The sequence below is a fragment of the Microbacterium suaedae genome, assembly GCF_003254645.1.
Taxonomy (GTDB): domain Bacteria; phylum Actinomycetota; class Actinomycetes; order Actinomycetales; family Microbacteriaceae; genus Microbacterium; species Microbacterium suaedae.
Map to the genome: position 1 here is coordinate 666,773 of NZ_PNFD01000001.1, position 17,509 is coordinate 684,281.

Here is a 17,509-nt window from a genome sequence, read left to right on the forward strand (position 1 = left end):
GACACACGGATGCCGGAGCCGCGCCGCGCCACGCGACGTACCCTGGAGGCATGGGTTACGACGTCGAGAAGACCGATGATGAGTGGCGCGCAGAGCTGACTCCCGAGCAGTTCGCAGTCCTGCGCGAAGCGGGCACCGAGCGCGCCTGGACGGGCGAGCTGCTCGACGAGGAGCGGTCGGGACTGTACACATGCGCGGCGTGCGGAGCCGAGCTGTTCGTCAGCGGCACGAAGTTCGACTCGCACTGCGGATGGCCGAGCTTCTACGAGTCGGTTCGCCCCGACGCGGTCGAGCTGCTCGACGACAGCAGCCACGGGATGCAGCGGACAGAGGTGCGATGCGCACGGTGTGGCGGGCACCTCGGCCACGTGTTCCCCGACGGCTTCGGCACCCCCACGGGCGACCGCTACTGCATGAACTCGCTCTCGCTGAACTTCACGCCCCAGGAAGACTGACGGGACCCGCGAATTCGTCGGCGACGTTCTGCGCGATCAGATCACGTGGATCCCGCACTCGACCTTCGTGCTTCCGGCCCAGCGGCCCGATCGCGGATCGGCCCCCTCTTCGACGGGCTGCGTGCAGGGCTCACAGCCGATCGACGGGTACCCGGCGCTGAGCAGCAGGTTCATCGGCACGCCGTGGTCCGCGGCATAGCCGTACAGCTCGTCACTCGTCCACTGCACGAACGGGTTCACCTTCACGAGGCCGTTCTTCGCGTCGAAGGTCACGAGCGGAGCGAACGCCCGCGTCGGCGATTCGTCGCGGCGCACACCAGAGATCCACACCTCGTAGCCTCGCAGTGAGTCGCGCAGCGGCTCGACCTTGCGCATCGCGCAGCAGTACTCGGCATTGCGCGAGAAGAGCTCTTTGCCATAGGCGGCGTCCTGCTCGGCGACGCTCAGCTCGGGCGTCACGTCGACGACGCGGATGTCGAGCTGCCGTTGGGCCTCGTCACGTGTCGCGAGCGTCTCGACGAAATGGTATCCGGTGTCGAGGAACAGCACATCGACGCCGGGGATGCTCTGCGACACGAAATGCGGGAGCACGGTGTTGGCCATCGACGAGGCGACAGAGACCGCCCCGGGATCGAAGGTGCGCGCGACCCACTCGATCGCCGCGCGCGCGTCTACCTCCCGGTCGGTGCCGCTGCCGAGCTCGGCGATGCCCTGCCGGGCGACCTCCTCGAGCTCTTCCGCCGTGCGGCGCGCCCCGGCGCGGGGCGCCAGGCTGACGGTCACAGGAGAGCCTCCTCGTCGACGCGGTGCGCCCACTGAGCGAACGTCTCGTCACCGTCGTGCTGATCGGCGTAGCGGCGAGCGACGCGCTCGACGTAGTCGGCGATGCCGTCGGCCGTGACCTTGAGACCGCGCACCGTCCGGCCGAGGCCGGCCTCCTCGCGGTCGTGTGAGGCGAGCCCGCCGCCGAGGTGCACCTGGAAACCAGGAACCTTGTTCCCCTCGTCGTCCGTGATCATCTGCCCCTTGAGGCCGACGTCGGCGGTCTGGATGCGGGCGCACGAGTTGGGGCAGCCGTTGATGTTCAGGCTCAGCGGCGCCGGCAGATCCGTCTCCTCGAAGCGCTTCTCGAGGTCGAGAACCGCGTTCTTCGCCGTCTCCTTCGTCTCGACGATCGCGAGCTTGCAGAACTCGATCCCCGTGCAGGCGATCGTGCCGCGGCGGATGAGGCTCGGGCGAGCGTTGAGGCCCACCTCGTCGAGCCCCGCAATGAGCGACTCGGTGCGGTCTTCCGGAACGTCGAGGATGACGAGCTTCTGATGGGGCGTCGTCCGCAGGCGGGTGGACCCGTTCTCCTCGATGAGGTCGGCGAGGCGCGTCAGCTGCTCGCCCGAGATCCGGCCCACGATCGGCGTCGCGCCGACGTAGTTACGGCCATCCTTCTGCTTGTGCACGCCGACGTGGTCACCGGGACCTGTCGGACGCGTCGGGGCCGGGCCGTCCGCGAGCGCGTAGCCGAGGTACTCCGTCTCGAGCACCTCGCGGAACTTCTCGGGGCCCCAATCGGCGAGGAGGAACTTGAGGCGCGCCTTGTTGCGCAGGCGTCGGTATCCGTAGTCGCGGAAGATTCGCACGACGCCGTGCCAGACCTCGGCCACCTGATCAGGAGCCGCCCATGCGCCGAGGCGCTCGCCCAGCCGGGGGACAGTCGAGAGCGCGCCGCCGACCCACACGTCGTAGCCGATGCCGTGCTCCGGGTGATCGATCGCGACGAACGAGACGTCGTTGATCTCGTGCACGACGTCCTGGCTCGGGTGGCCCGTGATCGCCGTCTTGAACTTGCGCGGGAGGTTGGCCAGCTCGGGATCCCCGATGAAGCGATCGGTGATCTCGTCGATCTGCGGGGTCGGGTCGATAAGCTCATCGACCGAGATCCCGGCGACGGGCGAGCCGAGCACGACGCGCGGCACGTCGCCGCACGCCTCCGTCGTCCCCAGCCCGACGGCCTCGAGCCGACGCCAGATCTCGGGCATCGACTCGACCTCGATCCAGTGCAGCTGGATGTTCTGCCGGTCGGTGAGATCGGCGGTACCCCGGGCGAATTCGGTCGAGATCTCGCCAATCACGCGCAGCTGCTCGGTCGTGAGCTGGCCGCCGTCGATGCGCACGCGGAGCATGAAGTACTCGTCCTCGAGCTCATGCGGCTCGAGGGTCGCCGTCTTGCCGCCGTCGATCCCGGGCTTGCGCTGCGTGTACAGCCCCCACCAGCGGAATCGGCCGTGCAGATCGGTCGGATCGATCGACGCGAAGCCACCCTTCGCGTAGACGTTCTCGATGCGCTCGCGCACATTGAGACCGCCGTCGGCGAGCTTGAACTCCTCGTTGGCGTTGAGCGGCTCGGTGCCGTCGATCTTCCACTGCCCGTGCGGCTTCTTCGCCCCACGTGCGGCGCGCGTGCGCGCTCCGCGGTTCGCCGTCTGGCTGTTGTCGACGCTCATGGCCACCCCACTCCCTGCTCGGATGTGAGTACGAGCCTAAGGACGCGACGACGGGGCCGCCCCAATGTGACGCCCTGAGACAGTCATGGCGCGTAACAGTTGGGGCGGGGCCCGCCTACTCCTTGACGGATCCTGCGGTGAGGCCCTCCACGATCCAGCGGCTCGCGAGGGCGAACAGCACCATCGTCGGCAGGATCGTGAGAACGGCCGCGGCCGCCATCGGGCCCCACGCGATATTGAACGTCGAGATAAACCCGTTGAGCGCCGACGGCACCGTGCGGTTCTCGTCGGAGTTGATGAGGATCACCGAGAGGAACAGCTCGTTCCAGCAGTTGACGAAGTTGAAGATGAACGCCGCGACGATGCCAGGCGTCATGACGGGAACGAGCACACGGAACAGCGCCCCGAGGCGCGAACAGCCGTCGATCATGGCGGCCTCCTCGAGCGCATCCGGGACGTTCTCGAAGAACCCCCGCAGCATCACCGTCGAGAAGGGGATGCAGATCGCGATGTACACGAGCACGAGTCCGAACTTCGAATCCACGATCCCGAGGTCCGCCATCATCGAGTACAACGGCCCGAGCGCGATGAATGTCGGGATCATCTGCGTGACCAGGAACGCCACGAGGACCGCGCCCTTGCTGCGGAACTCGAATCGCGCGAGAACGTACGCGCTCAGGAGCGCGATCAGGGTCGCCAGCGCCCCGGCAGTCAGCGCGATGCCCGCCGAGTTGGCGAGGAACACACCGAAGTCCGATGTCTCGAACAGTCCCGTGTAGTTCTCGAGGGATGGTTCGGTCGGCCAGTACTCGAGCGGAAATCGATTGATCGATCCCGGGGATTTGAACGATGTGATCGCGATCCAGTACAGCGGGAACAGCGTCAAGACGAGCCACAGCGCAAGGAAAGCGATCTTGACGGCGCCTCCGATGGAGACCTTCCGGGAGGGGGATCCCTGCGGGCGCGACGGCGCGGCGGATCCGGTCGTGAGCACCTGGGTAGCAGTCATGATCTCGTCGCCCTCTTCATCGCCATGAGATAGAACGCGCAGAAGATCAGCAGCATGGCCATGACGATGAGCCCGATCGCGCTCGCGAGGCCGTACGACCCCTGCTGGGTGTAGTTGATCATCCACGTCGTGATGATGTGCGTCTGGTTCGCGGGTCCGCCGCCCGTCATCGCGTAGATGATGTCCGGGAAGTTGAAGATCCAGATCACCCGAAGCAGGACCGTGAGGAACAGGGTCGTCGCAATGTACGGAATGATGATCGAGAACAGCTGCCGGAACCGCCCCGCACCGTCGAGGCTGGCCGCTTCGAGCACCTCCTCGGGAACCGACTGCAGCGCCGCGAGGATCATGATCGCGAAGAACGTCACCCCGTACCAGATGTTCGCGACGAGAACCGCGATCATCGCGAGCTTCGGGTCCGCGAGCCACGGGAGCGGCGCCTCGACGAGACCTGCCTTCATCAACAGGTCGTTGACGACGCCGAACTCGGCATTGAACATCCAGCGGAACAGCATGCCGATGAGAAAGCCCGAGACCGCCCAGGGGAAGAACACAAGCGCCTGGTAGACGCCACGGAATCGGAACCGCCGGCGCAGTGCGAGCGCGATGAGGAAGCCGATCGTGAATTGAGGCACGAGGGATCCCACGACCCAGAGGACGGTGTTCCCCGCGACGGTCGAGAACACGGGATCCGACACGATCGTCGCGAAGTTCTGCAGACCAACCCACGGAGTCGCGGTGAGATCCCAGAGGTTCCAGTCGTGGAATGCCATCCGGGAGCCCTGCAGCATCGGCCAGTAAGTGAACCAGCCGACGAACACGATCGCGGGTGAGAGGAACGCGAGGATCGTGAACGCCTGCCGTGCGCCGAAGGCGCGCCGTCTGGGTCCCGTCGCGCGCCGAGGGGGCGATTCCCCTGCCGTTCCTCGCGGCTCAGCCGCGGTGCGAAGAGCTGTGACGGTCACCCGATCACTCCCCCGCGTACTTCTCGGTCCAGTACGCATCCCAGTCCGTGAGGAGCTCGGACGTCGTCATGTTCCCGAGCAGCACGTTCTGCACGTCCTGGTCGGCCTTCTGTCCCCATTCGGTCCACCAGCTCTCGCCGCGCGGCTGTTCGACGTTCACATAGGTCTCGGGATCCTCGGTCATCGCCACGTAGCTCTGCCACGGACCCTCAGAGTAGAAGTCGTCGTCGCTCGCCTCGGCGATGATCGGCACGAGGCTGTTCGTCTGTGCGAATTCCGTCGCCGGTCCGGCGCTCGAGAGGAACTCCACGAGGGCCACGGCCTCATCGGTGTGCTCGCTCGACTCCGCGACGCCCCATCCCGCTGTCGCGAGCGGCTGCGCGGCCTGGCCGGACGGCCCCTGCAGCAGCGGGGCCGTCGCCCACTGATCGTCAGCGATCGTCGTCGACTGCTGCACCGTCGCGATCACCTCGGGGTCCTGCAGCAGGAACGCCGTCGTCCCGTTGGTGAAGCCTTCAACCATCTCGGGGTATCCCCACGAGACCGCCGAGGGCGGGGCCGCTTCCTCGAACAACGCGAAGTATGTATCGAGCGCTTCCTGCGCCTCGGGCGCCGAGAAGATCGTCGATCCGTCTTCGAGAAGAAACGCGTTCGAGACGTCGAGATCGTCCATCACGTACGCTTCGATCGCCACAACGACGTTCGAGTACCCGTTCACGCCTCCACGGAACGCATATCCGTATGTGTTGTTCGACGGGTCCTGGATCGCGGACGCCTGTTCGAGCAGTTCCTCCCACGTCTCGGGAGGACCGTCGAATCCGGCCTGCTCGACGAGGTCAGTGCGGTAGAAGAGCGACAGCCCGTAGAAGCCGTAGGGCACGAAGTAGGTGCCGTCAGCCTGTTCGGCCGCTGCTCGCGCGTTGTCGGTCAGCGCGTCCCAGCCGTCCCAGCCGGAAAGATCATCCGACATGTCGTACAACCAACCGTTGTTCGTGAATGGCCCAACCGTGAGATCGCGCACCTCGAGCACGTCGATCCCGGTGCCCGATTGCAGCATCTGCTGGAGCTTCTGATCCGCCTGGTCCGTCGGCGGCGAGACCAGATCGACCTGCACACCGGGATTCTCCGCCTCGAAGTCGTCGAGGAGCCCGCGGATGAGATCCGTCCGCGCCGGATTCGTGAGGCTCTCGACCATCTGCAGCGTCACCTCGCCGTCGGCTGAACCGGAGGCTCCCGTGCCGCCCGAGCATCCGGACAGCGTGAGGATGGCGGCGGTTCCGACGGCGACGGTGCCGAGAGTCTTTCGCGTGGGGGTCATGTCACGCCTTTCTGTTTCGCGATCTTGGTGGAGTGGGGACGGTCAGTGCGCGGGCCTGCGCTCGCCGGCGAGTCGGACGATCTGAGGGATGGCGTGATCGATGAACGCCTCGAAGTCGCGCGCTTCGGTGTAGAGGTGCACCGACAGGCGCAGGTAGCCGACGCCGGCGAAGCTCGTGAACGCCGCTTCGATACCCGTCAGATCGAGCAGGCGCATTCGCAGCTCGTCGGCGTCTTCACGTGCACGGCCGAGACCGTCAGGAAGACGCACAAGGCGCATGGACGGCACCGGTGAGGGAGACGCGTGGAGCGCTTCGTCCGAGACGTAGGGCTGCATCGCCGCCGCGATGGCACGGGCGCCTTCGTCTGCCGCCGCGCGCATCGCCTCCCGAGCGCGGCTCCAGCCGTACTCCCGCTCGACGAACTCGATCGCGCGTGGCGCGGCGATGTAGCTCGTGGCGTCCAGAGTCCCCTGCGTATCGAAGCGGGTCGGGTACGGGTCATCCGCAGCCCATGAGTCGATGAGCGGCCACAGATCGTCGCGATCGGAAGCGGAGGTGACGAGCACGGCAGACCCGCGTGGCGCGCAGGGCCACTTGTGCAGGTTCCCGAACCACCAGTCACCGCCGGTCCCGCGTGCCGCATCGGGAACGAGGCCAGGACCGTGGGCGCCGTCGACGAGCACGCGGGCCCCACGCTCGCGAGCGACGTGCGCGATCCGCTCTGTGGGGAGCAAGCGCGCGGTCGGCGAAGTGATCTGATCGACGACGACGAGGCGGGCACGATCCGTGAGCTGTTCCCGGAAGCAGTCGACGACCTCGTCGTCGGTGGCGGAAAGGGGGATCCGCACGGTGCGCAGATCCGCACCGAAACGTCGGGCAAGGCGGCGCGCCCCCATGGACACGGCACCGTAGCCGTGATCGGTGACGACGACCTCGTCACCGGGGCGGAGCCGCAGCGCGTTGTAGACGACGGTCGCGGCGGCCGAGGCGTTCGGAACGAACACGAGGTCGTCCGCCGACGCCCCGACGAACGGAGCAACCTCCTCACGCGCCTGCGCCACACGCTCCGCGACACGCGGAAACCACGAGACGGGGCTGAGATCCGCGAGAGCGCGCAGCTCTTCCTGGGCGCGGACGACCTCCGATGGGACCGCCCCGAACGAACCGTGATTCAGATGGACGATGTCGGGATCCAGCGGCCAGGCGTCGCGCGCGTGCCGCCCGTCGGCGAGCGTCACGGGTGCGAACGGAGTGGCGACATCGTGAGACATTCAGGTTCCTCTCGGCTTCTTGTCGGACAAGAGTGCCAGCAGCGACGCGAAATCACCACCCTTTTCTGGCAAACTTGGCAAATTCGTCGGACAACTGAAACACGATCGACACGCGAACACGGCCGACGATGGGAGACTTTCTGCATGGACGGCACAACCGCAGTCGACGTGGCACTGCAACGCGTGCGCGCACTGATCGCCGACGGAACGCTGCGCACCGGAGACCGGCTCCCGAGCGAGGGCGTGCTCAGCGAGCAGCTCGGCGTCTCGCGTGGTTCGATCCGCGAGGCGATCCGTATGCTCGCCGCACTCGGCGTCGTCGACACACGCCACGGATCCGGCAGTTTCGTCGCGGAGCTCCGGGCCGCCGACGTGATCGAAAGCCTGTCCCTCACCGTCGGCCTGCTGCCGCTCGAGTCGGTGCTCGAGCTGTACGAGCTGCGGCGCGTGCTCGAATCCCACGCCGCATCTCTCGCGGCAGCACGCGCCGCCCCGGAAGATCTCGCCGCGCTCGCACAGACCCTCGACGACCTTGAACGGGCCGGAAACGACGAACGCCAATCACAGCTCGACCACGAGTTTCACATGCGCATCGCGCGCGTCGGCGGAAACGACGCCCTCGGAGCGCTCGTGTCCGTGCTGCGCTCGCGCTCCCGCGCCTACAAGCTGTTCACATCCGATTCCGCAGACGAGATCAAGCGCCTGTCCGACGCGGGGCACCGCGCGATCCTCCGCGGAATCGAGGCTCAGGATCCTGTCGCCGCGGCGGCGGCAGCGGCCGCGCACGTGACGCAGACCGAAGTCTGGCTGCGCAAGCTGCGGCCCGCCGCCCAACCGGAATGACCGGCGAGGGGATGATGGTGCCGGCTGCGGGGCTCGAACCCACGACCCCCTGACGACTTCGGGCTGAAGCACACGCGCCGACAAGGAACCACATCTGACTGCAGTTGCACCCGCTGATCAGGCAATTAACCACAACGCGAAGCCACATCGGCACACATCGAATATCGCCCGCGAACATCGACATGTGAGACGAATATGAGACGGGTCCACCGTCTCCCCATGGATGATCTCAATCCCGCGCAGCCTCGTCGTCTGGTCTGGTCTGAGGTGCGTGACCTCCTCGACCTCGCCGCATGCGACAGCGTCGACGAGTTGATCGGGGCGCTCGAGACATACCGGGCGGATCCGTCGCTACCGAACGAGCCTTTGGATGTTTGATCAGGATTTTCCCAGTTAAAGGCACTTGACATACCTCTGTTAAAATGTTATAGGGAGATGTTCTCCCCGTGTGCTATCGAAAGGAACCAACATGCCCGACCTGCACTGCGTCTCCTGCGGCGAAACCAGTCCGCACGACCTCCCCGCCCTCGACGAAATCCCCGACCTCACACCTGAGTGCTCCCCGTGCTCAGACGACCTCGGATATGCCGAGTTCTTCCAGGGTGGACACCTCATCGGCAGCGGTCGCGTCGACATAATCAACGGGACCTTCCCGCCGGAGCAGGTTCGAGACGGCGTCCCGTTCAAGCTCGAGAAGCTGCTCAGCCGATGGACGCCCCACCCCAAGCGCGCACGCTACGCGTCTGAGGAGACGTATACCTTCGTCAGCTGACCTCGCCTCGCTCGAGCTCGACACGTGCGTGCTCGAGGATGGCAGGCCGTCAGCGCGCGAGGTGTAGCGCTCTGGCCGAGTCCATCGACGTCGCCACATCACTGCCAGAATCGGATCATGCCATCTCGCCTATCACCTACTCGCCCACACGCACTCCGTGGGCTAGCGAGACCACCAGTCGCTTCCGGCGCGTCAGATGACGGATTGGCTCTCGGACATGCCGAGGTCGTCCGCCTCCGAGAGCAACAGGCAGCGCGCATATCCAGTCATAGGGCGCGTGCATCGAGCATCGTCGCCGCTGCAGGCATCGCAGCCACCATTGCGGGCACGGTCAGCATTAATCCCGGCTACTTCGTACCGATCCCTGCGTTCATATGTGCAGTGATCTATGCCGTGAAGTCGATGTTAGTCGTTCCTGTCGAGACGACCGACCCTGAGTTCATTGTGTCCAGGGCAGCGCACGCCAGCGAACGAGACGCACGAATCGAGATCCTCGGCCAACTCAACCGAGAATACTGGGATCATGAGAATGAGCTCGACAAGATGGCGAAGCATGTCCACGACTCACTTCGGTGGTTCATCGCAGGGACGTCCCTCATTGGTCTCGTCGCGCTCGTCAACGTTGGACTGGTTCTGGACAGCTAGAGGAGAAGGCAATGAGCGACGAGTCAGCCGCGGACAGGATGAAGAATCTCATCCGCACGAAGCCAACGAGCAACAAACCGAAGCCAACCCACCAGACGTCGTTCGAATCGAAAAGGCCACCGGCACCTCTCAAGCGGGACAACCCCGACGAGCGCTAGGACGAAGGGCGTGAGAAACGAACTGGTGACAGGTTCGGTCTAGGCCGCGAGTGTGAGCGGCTCGGCTAGCTTGGCTTCGAACTCGAAGGGCGTCAACCCGCCGAGGGTGTCCTGAGATCGTTGGCGGTGGTACTTCCGCTCGATCCAGACGACGATGGCAAGCCGCAGCTCATGCCGCGTCGACCACCGTTGCTGGTTGAGCACGTTTGTCTGCAGCAACGACCAGAACGACTCCATGGCCGCGTTGTCTCCTGCAGCGCCGACGCGGCCCATCGATCCGACCATGTCGTGGCGGCGAAGCTCGCGGGCAACCGCTCGACTTCGAAATTGACTGCCGCGATCGGCATGCAGGGTGCATCCGGCGATATCACCGCGGCGAACGACGGCGTTTCGGACGGCGTCGACGGCGAGCTTCGCGGTCATCCGGTCCGAGATCGAGTAGCCGACGATGCGGTTGGAGAACACGTCTTTGATCGCGCAGCAGTAGAGCTTGCCTTCGCCCGTCCAATGCTCCGTGATGTCCGTGAGCCAGAGACGGTTCGGAGCATCGGCACGGAACACACGTTGGACGTGATCGTCGAACACGGGCGGGCCCACCTTCTTGCCCTTGCCACGCCGACGGCGCTGCGCGGACGAGAGAATCCCGGACTGCGAACACAGCTTCCACGCCGTCCGCCGACTCATCCGCCACCCTGCCCGCCGCGCCTCGTCGGTCAGGTATCGGTAGCCGAACGTCGGGTCGTCCGCATGAGCATCGTGGAGCGCGTTGATCCGATACGCGCGGACCAGGTCCGCCTCGCGGATCGGGTCATTCCGCCACCGGTAGTAGGGCTGCCTTGCGAGCTTGAGCACCCGGCACGACACCGTCACGGTGATCCCCGCGACGGCGAGCTCAGCAACGAGCGGGTATGTCATTTTGGGGAGCCACCGAGCTTGAGGTTCGCTTGCGACAGATACGCCGCAGCCCTCCTGAGCACCTCGTGATCCTGATCGAGCAACCGAATCCGCTTCTTGAGTTCTCGGGCCTCCGCGGCGTCGGCCGCGGTCTGGCCTGGACGGTTACCGTTCTCGACATCAGCTTGGCGGAGCCAGTTCTGCAACGTCGCTTCGCTGATCCCGAAGTCGGTCGCGATCTGTTTGATAGTGACGCCGCTCTCACGGCTACGAGCAACCGCGACAACGTCCTCGCGGAACTCCTTGGGGTATGGACCAGGCATGATGACATCCTCCCCGCCAACGCCTCCCAGCACTAACGATCAATCGTCACCGATCCGTTCCTCACGCCCCATCGAGGTCGAGATGCCCGATGGGTCCACTCGCCCGCTCGGGATCGGCTACGAGACTCTTTCGGAGGTGCGTTCGTACCTCGCCGGTGCTGTGCGAGAGGACTGGAGCTTTCTCCCGATGTTCGGCGGCGCCGACCCGTACGACTCGCTGGTCCTTCAGCGATCCTGATGGGATCCCGCATAGCGAAACCCCGAGGTGACCCAAGGCGCTGACGATCCGTCAATCAGGGGAGAACCCCGCAGCACCACACGGTGCTGCGGGGTTCTTCGTTTCGTGGCGATGGTCTAGATCGTGTCCGCAACCCGATCGTCAGTAGGGGCGCAGTAGGGTTCGTAGCAACTCGAGATCATGATGGTGAGGTGGGCGATGGCGAAGTCTGACGCAAAGCGCTGTCAGCCGCCGACGGTCGTATGGGGTGCGAGATTCTTTTCCCGAACGACAGGCCCCGCTGCTCATCCGGTCGAAGAAGCAGTAGGATATCGGCGGCGATCATCACGGCCGAGAACGACCACAGTCCCATGACGATCGCAATCGCTCCATGAAACGCAATGCCTAGAATCAGCAGTACCTGTCGAGCTCGTCGACGCATGAATGGTCCGGCGACCAACGCCAGTTGAAGAACAAGCGTTCCATAGCTGGCGATGATTGATATGACAGGAAACTGGAACACTAGTAGCGTGAGTGAGCGTATCGGTTCAGCAGGCCCGAAGGTGGGATTCTGCAACCAATACCAAAGGGCGGAACCGTCGGCCCATTCAGTGACAGCCATCTTCGCGATCGATGCCTGCAGGTAGACGCCCATCAGCTGAACTATCCACAATCCGAGGCATGCGTAGGCAATGTACTTAGCCACGAGGCTCGTTGACCGATATTGGTCGTCTCGTCGCCAGTGGGTCAACCGACCATCAAACAAGCAGAATGGGATGAGGATCAGGGTGAGGTTGGATGCAAGGTGATCACCGCCATCGGGCAGCGGGCTACCCGCTGCGAGACTCCAGGTGAGATACCAATGAGGAATGCAGGTCCACCGCGGCAGCACCCCGATGGCGGCGATGAACAACACGCCGATGGCAACGATCACAGACCAAGTGGGTACACCTTGGTCCGCAGTGAGGCAGAAGAAGGACAGGCTGGTCGCTTCAGTGCTACACGTCACCCCGTCCGGATAGTTCTCGCTTCGAAAGAACAGCTGGCTGCTCGGGGTGAATGTCAAGGTGATGGCCGTGGATAAAGCCAGGATCGTTCGCGCAGTGCCGACGACTGGGGTGAACGGAGACGTTCTCGCGATGTAGCGATCGAGTTTCTGCGTCAGAGAAGTCACGACAGTAGCTCGCAATCAACGTCAAGAATCATACCGGACAATTCGGGTTTCCCTCCAAACCTGGCGTAGGAAAGCGGCACAGGATCTTCCCTGATAAGCGCGATACGCTCGCAAAGTCGAAGGTCATACCCGGCCACGTTCGAAGCAAGGATCGGGCCAGACTCAAGTGTCTGAGCAATACAATCGAGCTCGGAGACTGTGCCGCACGAGACCCACTCCGGTGTCCCCTCCGCTCCAGATACAACCCCTTCGACATCGAACTCGGTGAGGCGGCCTTCGCGGTTCGCCCCGAACGCATACTGCGGCTGCACATTTGGGCCGCGTTTCGCGTTCACCCATTCATTGTTGACCCCCTCTGTGTAGGGCGTCACCGAAGGTTCGCGCGGGTCTCGCGTAAAGAACCCCCACCCTTGCGGAACGACGGACTGAACTACTGCCAGCCCGCCGTTCCACGAGCGAGGCGTATGCACTTGGGCGGGCAGCGACGTCACCGCGATGACTGCAACGATGAGAAGTGTTGCCACCAGTACGGTGTTCCTGATCATTGCCGAACCCTCGGCAGCTTGCTGAGGCGCCGAGTTGTCGACGGTCTCGTCATTGGTGGCGTTGCTCAATTCGTCGTTCTCCCCGCCCATGGTGCGCACGCAGATGTCAGTCGCGTGCCGCGACTGTGACCTCGGCCACGAACTGCTCCTGTGCAGCACGCGAGTTCTGGGTTGTCACAGCCGCGGAGTTCGCAGTGCAATCGACCCACCAGGCACCACAGGCGACCGCGGCGCCTACGACGGCGCCCGCGAGTGCCGTGAGGGCGACCGTGTTGTGGACTGCAACCGCTGCATAGGCGACGCAGACGACTGCAACACCGCACGCCTGGGGGGTCACGCCCTGTTCCTCAGCTACAGCGGCCAGCGCCTCCTCGCCGACAGTCTCTTCCGCATGCGCCATATAGGTCTCAGCGAGACCATCGAGACCAGCGTCCACGCGATTGATGTCGCCGCTGCGGATGTCGTTCGCGTATCCGGCGACGGCGTCGCTCTCTGCGTCGAGGAACTCATCGAGCGCTTCTTCGATCCCCTGTTCGTATTCAGCGCGTACCGCCGAGTCTTCGATGACGACCTCGTTGTTCACCTCGCTCGCAAACTCGCCGTTGCCGAAGAGAAGTCCCTGGACAACTTCCCGGTCAGTGGGCTCTGTGGTGTTGGCGGTTGCCGCAGTGATGCCGCCGCCCCCGACGAGCACCACTGCAGCAGCCGCTATTGTCGCCAGTTTGTTTCGAACCTTCATTCGTTCTTCTCCAATCTCCTCCGCTGTATCTCAGGGAAGAAGCTCTATCAAGCTCGATTAGGCACGCCGACTCGCGCCCTCCACCTAGGAGAGGCTCGTGGAAGGCAGTCTTCGTCAGGTCGTAGGGAGCTTAGGAACGGATGCGCGAAGCACAGCCGCGGCATCGTCAGCGTTAGGTAGCGACACAATGAGATCGGCGTCCGGCTTCTGCGTTTGCACACGCAGCACTGGGCCGGAGTTCATGAGGATCGCGCGACTGCCATCATTGAGCAACCGGAACCCTCGGCCGGCTCCGGTCGGCGGTGTGCCGGTGCTGATCGCGGTGATCCGGTCGGCATCGATCCGACACAACGTCGTCCCCAATCCAGTGCGGACCCGGACACCGCGAGCACTCGCGGTCACGCGGATGCGTCGGAGCGTGAAAGCCGTCAAGACAGCCAGCACCGCAACGGTCGCGAGGATCCAGGTCCACCAGCTCGAAGGCCTTGTCGCGACCAGGTATGCGCCACAGGCGAGCGATGCGGTCGCGATGAACCAGAGAACGAGGCGGGCTTCCGTCTTCAGCGGCACAGTGCGGGACCAGACAAGACGTTCACCAGACGCAACCTCGAGGCGCGCGGTCGCATCCTCTGTCGGTGATGCAGAGACGGAGTTCGCATCAGGCCGAGGCGCGACGACGACCCCGGCGACGGCCAGCAGTGCCGCGACGCCGGCGCCAACGCCGGCCCACGCCCCCATCCCCACGATCGGGTCGCCGGGCTCCAGGCCGCGCTGCAGGTACAGCGCCGCGGTCAGGCACGTGGCGAAGAAGCCGATGGTCGCCCACAGAATCGCTACGATAAATCGCAGATTCGTGGGAGGGACACCCTCTGCTGAGCGGGCGAACGACACGGTGATGGGTACGCTGATCAACGCGGTGAATCCGGCCACGAGTCCGCCGGTCAGGGCCGGGAGGATCCACGCGGGCCCGAAGCCGTCTGGCCCGTCCGCTCCCCAGTTCACTGCCACCTGCGTTGGCACGTCCGGGAGTATGAAGAGTTGCGCAGCAACCGCAATCGCTCCAATACCGAGCGGTACAGCGATCCCTGCGACGACGAAGCGTCTCACTGCACGTCGGTGACCAGCATCGATCATCGTCCCTATTTCCCCCCATTTTTACCCCCGCGATGACCGGCCTCCGGCCGCTATCGCGTCATGTGTGTTGGACAACTCCACCCAGCTGCGAATGGTGCGAAGCCATAATGTCCATGATCTGTTGACGACTGAGACCCAGCGTCGCCGCCTTCTGCACCGTCTGATCGATCAGCGCAGACAACTCGACGAAGGCCGGCGACGGCTCCGCACATACACGCGTCCCCCGGCCCCGCCGCATCTCAATCAACCCTTCATCGCGCAACATGCCGTAGGCACGCAGGACGGTGTGGAGATTGACGTCCAGATCAGACGCAACCTCGCGCGCAGGCGGAAGTCGCTCACCGGCATCCAGTTCGCCCGTGGCGATGCTCCGGCGGATCTGCACCGCGATCTGGATCCCCAAGGGGACCGAGCTCGCGTCGTCGACCCGGATCAACATGTTCTAGAAGTTAGCAGAACAAGTAGATCCAATGGAAGGTTTCAAGCACGAGCTCGCCCGGATCGTGCGCAGAAAGGTCTCATGCAGAGTAGCGCGACGACTGTCGCTGGCTCACGGCTCCGCGGTCTCCTCTCCTGCCGGCTCCACATCGTGCTCGACGGTGTTGAGCTCGCCAGTCAGGGTCGTGGCGACATCGCGCTTGTCGAGGGGCATGGCCGCCAGCAGCTGCGCCTCACCGTCTGCCGAACGCAACGCGACCAACGCGAAGGTGTCGGTGTCGGTTCGAAGCAGCTCGGCTGCACCCTCGGGCGCAAACTCTTCGAGGCTCGCATAGGTGAGCACATTCGCATCGACGCCGGCGGGCCCGGCGAGGATCAGCGCCTCGCGGCCGCAGACGTCCGCGAGCTCGTAGACACCTCGCGCGGTGAGCTCGGCGAACTCTTCGACCGCCCATCCGGCGAGACAGCGGTCAGTGAAGACTGCGGGACGCGCTGTGCCTGCATCTCGCCACTCCCCTCCGCCTCCCCGCTTCCTCCGTTGCTCTGGCGAATGTCAGCGAGATTCCCGGCGAATGGCTGAACGTACTGGGCGGTCACCTCGCCGCGCGCAGGGTCGATCGCAGACCCATCAGATGCGATGGTGCCGTTCCAAGCCGCGAACGGAGCGTCGGGGTCCGCCCCCGGGACGAAGATGCCGCTCCCGTCTTCACCTGCGACCTGTTCAGCTGCGCCACCAAATGACCCCACAGCCGCGCCACCAGACGACTCCTCGCCCGTGGGTACGTCAGCTGCGCCCGGAAGGGGGTGATCCCCCTCCGGGGCCGGGACAGCCGGATGCTCCAACGCGATCTTCGGGCCGGAGTGATCTGGTGTCGTGCCGTGCTTGATCTGCTCAGGCAACGGCTGTCTTCCTGAGGTCAACAGTAATGCTGCCCCGACGACAAGCCCCGCGACGGCGAGACCCGAGACACCGATGACCACGGACTTGACCTTCACGAGATCACCACTACTTCTTCGAGTAGACCCAGATGTCTGTCGTTCCGGCCGTCGCGCTCTGGACTTCACACCACGGTGTTGCGCACCGGTAGTGAGCGTTGCCGTAGGTGACGCGCGCGCTCGTAGCCCCCGAGCATCCAGTAGTCACGCCACCCGAACGAATGGCTGTAGGTCTGCGGGGTGCCCGGATCGTGCATCTGCGACTCGAAGCTCGACCAGCTCACCTTCGCCCCCGAGGTGCAGAACGTCCGGTAGTCGACCTTCATCGTCGGGCACTGGCAGAACGTCGACTCGTTGCCGAAGTCAGGGAGCTCCGTCCCGTAGAAGCACGTGCTCCACGTCCGGTTCTTGCCGACGATTTTGTCCTTGAGATTGTAGGTCGTCCAGACCGGCGCCTTCGGCTTCGGCAACGGCGTGACAAAGTCGACGCTCTGAACGGCATCGACGGAGCTCACGAGACCTGTGGTCGTCGATACGCAGCGCGTCTCCACACTCACTCCGTAGGCATATCCGTGCTTCGCACCGGACGGGTTCCAGCGGTAGCTCGTCGACCCCTTCCCCCACGAACCTCGGTGCGTGACACCCGTCTTCATCGATCCGTTCGACTGGCCGGCGCGATTCTCAATCACGCGCGACTGACGGAAGGTGCCATCCGTGCACCGTCCCGCGGTCGTCGTGATGTTCCAGGTGATCGTCCCCGCCACCGAAGTCTGCTTGTCGGCGGTGTAGGTGATGTTCCGCGCCTTCGGAGGATGCGGCCACTTCGTGGTGGTCTTCTTCGTGCCGCTGGAGGCGCTCCCGTCGCCGGCCGTAGCCTCCACTCGATAGGTGACCGCATTGCCATAGGTCGAACCTCGCGGGTGCGTCACGGTCTGCTTCAGGGCCTTCGTGGAAGAGACTGAGGTGACGCCCGTGTCGTGAGCAGCGGTGAACGTCACCTGGAACGTCGTCGACAGGCTCGAGACCTTGATCCAGGACAGATCGTGCTTCTCGGATGCGCCGCCCTGCACGACTGTGAGAGTCGGCTTCGAAACATCCTGCGAGTAGCCCGTCTTGTCACTGGCCTCGACACCTCCGGGCTTGCATCTCGCCGTCACCTCGACAGCCCCGAACT

Annotated in this window: 20 protein-coding genes; 6 read left to right on the top strand and 14 right to left on the bottom strand. The window is 64.6% G+C overall.

What is annotated here, in order from left to right; genetic code table 11:
* Window positions 1–50: 50 nt before the first annotated feature.
* Complete coding sequence (gene msrB, locus C0012_RS03015; RefSeq protein ID WP_110588262.1) at window positions 51–455, top strand: peptide-methionine (R)-S-oxide reductase MsrB; 405 nt, start codon at window positions 51–53, stop codon at window positions 453–455.
* 36 nt (window positions 456–491) lie between these two features.
* On the opposite strand, the gene C0012_RS03020 is transcribed toward msrB, so the two are convergent.
* From C0012_RS03020 to C0012_RS03045, 6 genes are all read right to left on the bottom strand, one after another.
* Window positions 492–1,238 carry a phosphoadenylyl-sulfate reductase gene (locus C0012_RS03020; RefSeq protein ID WP_110588261.1) on the bottom strand — a complete coding sequence of 249 codons (747 nt, stop codon included), beginning with the start codon at window positions 1,236–1,238 and terminating at the stop codon, window positions 492–494.
* Window positions 1,235–2,953 (bottom strand): nitrite/sulfite reductase, encoded by a 1,719-nt coding sequence (locus tag C0012_RS03025; protein WP_110588260.1) that lies wholly within the window; start codon window positions 2,951–2,953, stop codon window positions 1,235–1,237. The genes C0012_RS03020 and C0012_RS03025 overlap by 4 nt, the downstream gene beginning before the upstream one ends.
* A 115-nt stretch (window positions 2,954–3,068) precedes the next feature.
* The gene (locus C0012_RS03030; RefSeq protein WP_110588259.1) at window positions 3,069–3,962 is read right to left on the bottom strand and encodes a carbohydrate ABC transporter permease; all 894 of its coding nucleotides are present in this window, start codon (window positions 3,960–3,962) and stop codon (window positions 3,069–3,071) included.
* Window positions 3,959–4,927 carry a carbohydrate ABC transporter permease gene (locus C0012_RS03035; protein ID WP_232527757.1) on the bottom strand — a complete coding sequence of 323 codons (969 nt, stop codon included), beginning with the start codon at window positions 4,925–4,927 and terminating at the stop codon, window positions 3,959–3,961. Before C0012_RS03035 ends, C0012_RS03030 begins: the two co-directional genes overlap by 4 nt.
* Before the next feature lie 4 nt (window positions 4,928–4,931).
* On the bottom strand, window positions 4,932–6,245 hold the full coding sequence (locus C0012_RS03040; protein ID WP_110588257.1) for an ABC transporter substrate-binding protein: 1,314 nt from the start codon (window positions 6,243–6,245) through the stop codon (window positions 4,932–4,934).
* 42 nt (window positions 6,246–6,287) lie between these two features.
* A complete protein-coding gene (locus C0012_RS03045; protein WP_110588256.1) occupies window positions 6,288–7,517 on the bottom strand; it encodes an aminotransferase class V-fold PLP-dependent enzyme in 1,230 nt (409 codons plus the stop codon).
* A gap of 144 nt (window positions 7,518–7,661) precedes the next feature.
* Here C0012_RS03045 and C0012_RS03050 point away from each other — a divergent pair, with 144 nt between their 5' ends.
* From C0012_RS03050 to C0012_RS15350, 4 genes are all read left to right on the top strand, one after another.
* Window positions 7,662–8,360 (top strand): FadR/GntR family transcriptional regulator, encoded by a 699-nt coding sequence (locus C0012_RS03050; protein WP_110588255.1) that lies wholly within the window; start codon window positions 7,662–7,664, stop codon window positions 8,358–8,360.
* A 219-nt stretch (window positions 8,361–8,579) separates the two neighbouring features.
* Window positions 8,580–8,738: a hypothetical protein gene (locus C0012_RS15345; protein WP_162621788.1), complete on the top strand. Its 159-nt coding sequence runs from the start codon at window positions 8,580–8,582 to the stop codon at window positions 8,736–8,738.
* A gap of 91 nt (window positions 8,739–8,829) precedes the next feature.
* A complete protein-coding gene (locus C0012_RS03055) occupies window positions 8,830–9,132 on the top strand; it encodes a hypothetical protein (RefSeq protein ID WP_110588254.1) in 303 nt (100 codons plus the stop codon).
* A gap of 204 nt (window positions 9,133–9,336) precedes the next feature.
* Window positions 9,337–9,777: a hypothetical protein gene (locus C0012_RS15350; RefSeq protein ID WP_162621787.1), complete on the top strand. Its 441-nt coding sequence runs from the start codon at window positions 9,337–9,339 to the stop codon at window positions 9,775–9,777.
* Window positions 9,778–9,974: 197 nt separating this feature from the next.
* On the opposite strand, the gene C0012_RS03065 is transcribed toward C0012_RS15350, so the two are convergent.
* Window positions 9,975–11,152, bottom strand: a protein-coding gene (locus C0012_RS03065) for an IS3 family transposase (RefSeq protein WP_408631130.1) whose coding sequence is annotated in 2 segments (ribosomal slippage) — window positions 9,975–10,883 and window positions 10,886–11,152 — 1,176 coding nt in all. Because the reading frame shifts where the segments join, the coding sequence is not laid out codon by codon here.
* Window positions 11,153–11,234: 82 nt separating this feature from the next.
* Here C0012_RS03065 and C0012_RS15355 point away from each other — a divergent pair.
* On the top strand, window positions 11,235–11,390 hold the full coding sequence (locus C0012_RS15355) for a hypothetical protein (RefSeq protein ID WP_162621786.1): 156 nt from the start codon (window positions 11,235–11,237) through the stop codon (window positions 11,388–11,390).
* Window positions 11,391–11,568: 178 nt separating this feature from the next.
* Here the strand turns inward: C0012_RS15355 and C0012_RS03070 are convergent, their stop codons facing one another.
* From C0012_RS03070 to C0012_RS03100, 7 genes are all read right to left on the bottom strand, one after another.
* On the bottom strand, window positions 11,569–12,543 hold the full coding sequence (locus C0012_RS03070; protein WP_162621785.1) for a sporulation-delaying protein SdpB family protein: 975 nt from the start codon (window positions 12,541–12,543) through the stop codon (window positions 11,569–11,571).
* Window positions 12,540–13,178, bottom strand: a complete 639-nt coding sequence (locus C0012_RS03075; protein WP_162621784.1) for an SdpA family antimicrobial peptide system protein — start codon at window positions 13,176–13,178, stop codon at window positions 12,540–12,542. The genes C0012_RS03070 and C0012_RS03075 overlap by 4 nt, the downstream gene beginning before the upstream one ends.
* A gap of 16 nt (window positions 13,179–13,194) precedes the next feature.
* Window positions 13,195–13,827: a hypothetical protein gene (locus C0012_RS03080; protein WP_162621783.1), complete on the bottom strand. Its 633-nt coding sequence runs from the start codon at window positions 13,825–13,827 to the stop codon at window positions 13,195–13,197.
* A 114-nt stretch (window positions 13,828–13,941) separates the two neighbouring features.
* Window positions 13,942–14,847: a hypothetical protein gene (locus C0012_RS03085; RefSeq protein ID WP_162621782.1), complete on the bottom strand. Its 906-nt coding sequence runs from the start codon at window positions 14,845–14,847 to the stop codon at window positions 13,942–13,944.
* 172 nt (window positions 14,848–15,019) lie between these two features.
* Complete coding sequence (locus tag C0012_RS03090; protein WP_110588248.1) at window positions 15,020–15,400, bottom strand: GntR family transcriptional regulator; 381 nt, start codon at window positions 15,398–15,400, stop codon at window positions 15,020–15,022.
* A gap of 111 nt (window positions 15,401–15,511) precedes the next feature.
* A complete protein-coding gene (locus C0012_RS03095) occupies window positions 15,512–15,742 on the bottom strand; it encodes a hypothetical protein (protein WP_110588247.1) in 231 nt (76 codons plus the stop codon).
* Between the two features lie 718 nt (window positions 15,743–16,460).
* Complete coding sequence (locus C0012_RS03100) at window positions 16,461–17,492, bottom strand: hypothetical protein (protein ID WP_110588245.1); 1,032 nt, start codon at window positions 17,490–17,492, stop codon at window positions 16,461–16,463.
* Window positions 17,493–17,509: the final 17 nt, after the last annotated feature.

What these genes read in the sequence shown, in the direction of transcription:
- msrB (WP_110588262.1), top strand. Translation starts at nt 51, where the DNA reads ATGGGTTACGACGTCGAGAAGACCGATGATGAGTGGCGCGCAGAGCTG.
- C0012_RS03025 (WP_110588260.1), bottom strand. Translation starts at nt 2,953, where the DNA reads ATGAGCGTCGACAACAGCCAGACGGCGAACCGCGGAGCGCGCACGCGC.
- C0012_RS03030 (WP_110588259.1), bottom strand. Translation starts at nt 3,962, where the DNA reads ATGACTGCTACCCAGGTGCTCACGACCGGATCCGCCGCGCCGTCGCGC.
- C0012_RS03040 (WP_110588257.1), bottom strand. Translation starts at nt 6,245, where the DNA reads ATGACCCCCACGCGAAAGACTCTCGGCACCGTCGCCGTCGGAACCGCC.
- C0012_RS03045 (WP_110588256.1), bottom strand. Translation starts at nt 7,517, where the DNA reads ATGTCTCACGATGTCGCCACTCCGTTCGCACCCGTGACGCTCGCCGAC.
- C0012_RS03050 (WP_110588255.1), top strand. Translation starts at nt 7,662, where the DNA reads ATGGACGGCACAACCGCAGTCGACGTGGCACTGCAACGCGTGCGCGCA.
- C0012_RS15345 (WP_162621788.1), top strand. Translation starts at nt 8,580, where the DNA reads ATGGATGATCTCAATCCCGCGCAGCCTCGTCGTCTGGTCTGGTCTGAG.
- C0012_RS03055 (WP_110588254.1), top strand. Translation starts at nt 8,830, where the DNA reads ATGCCCGACCTGCACTGCGTCTCCTGCGGCGAAACCAGTCCGCACGAC.
- C0012_RS15355 (WP_162621786.1), top strand. Translation starts at nt 11,235, where the DNA reads ATGCCCGATGGGTCCACTCGCCCGCTCGGGATCGGCTACGAGACTCTT.
- C0012_RS03075 (WP_162621784.1), bottom strand. Translation starts at nt 13,178, where the DNA reads ATGGGCGGGGAGAACGACGAATTGAGCAACGCCACCAATGACGAGACC.
- C0012_RS03080 (WP_162621783.1), bottom strand. Translation starts at nt 13,827, where the DNA reads ATGAAGGTTCGAAACAAACTGGCGACAATAGCGGCTGCTGCAGTGGTG.
- C0012_RS03090 (WP_110588248.1), bottom strand. Translation starts at nt 15,400, where the DNA reads ATGTTGATCCGGGTCGACGACGCGAGCTCGGTCCCCTTGGGGATCCAG.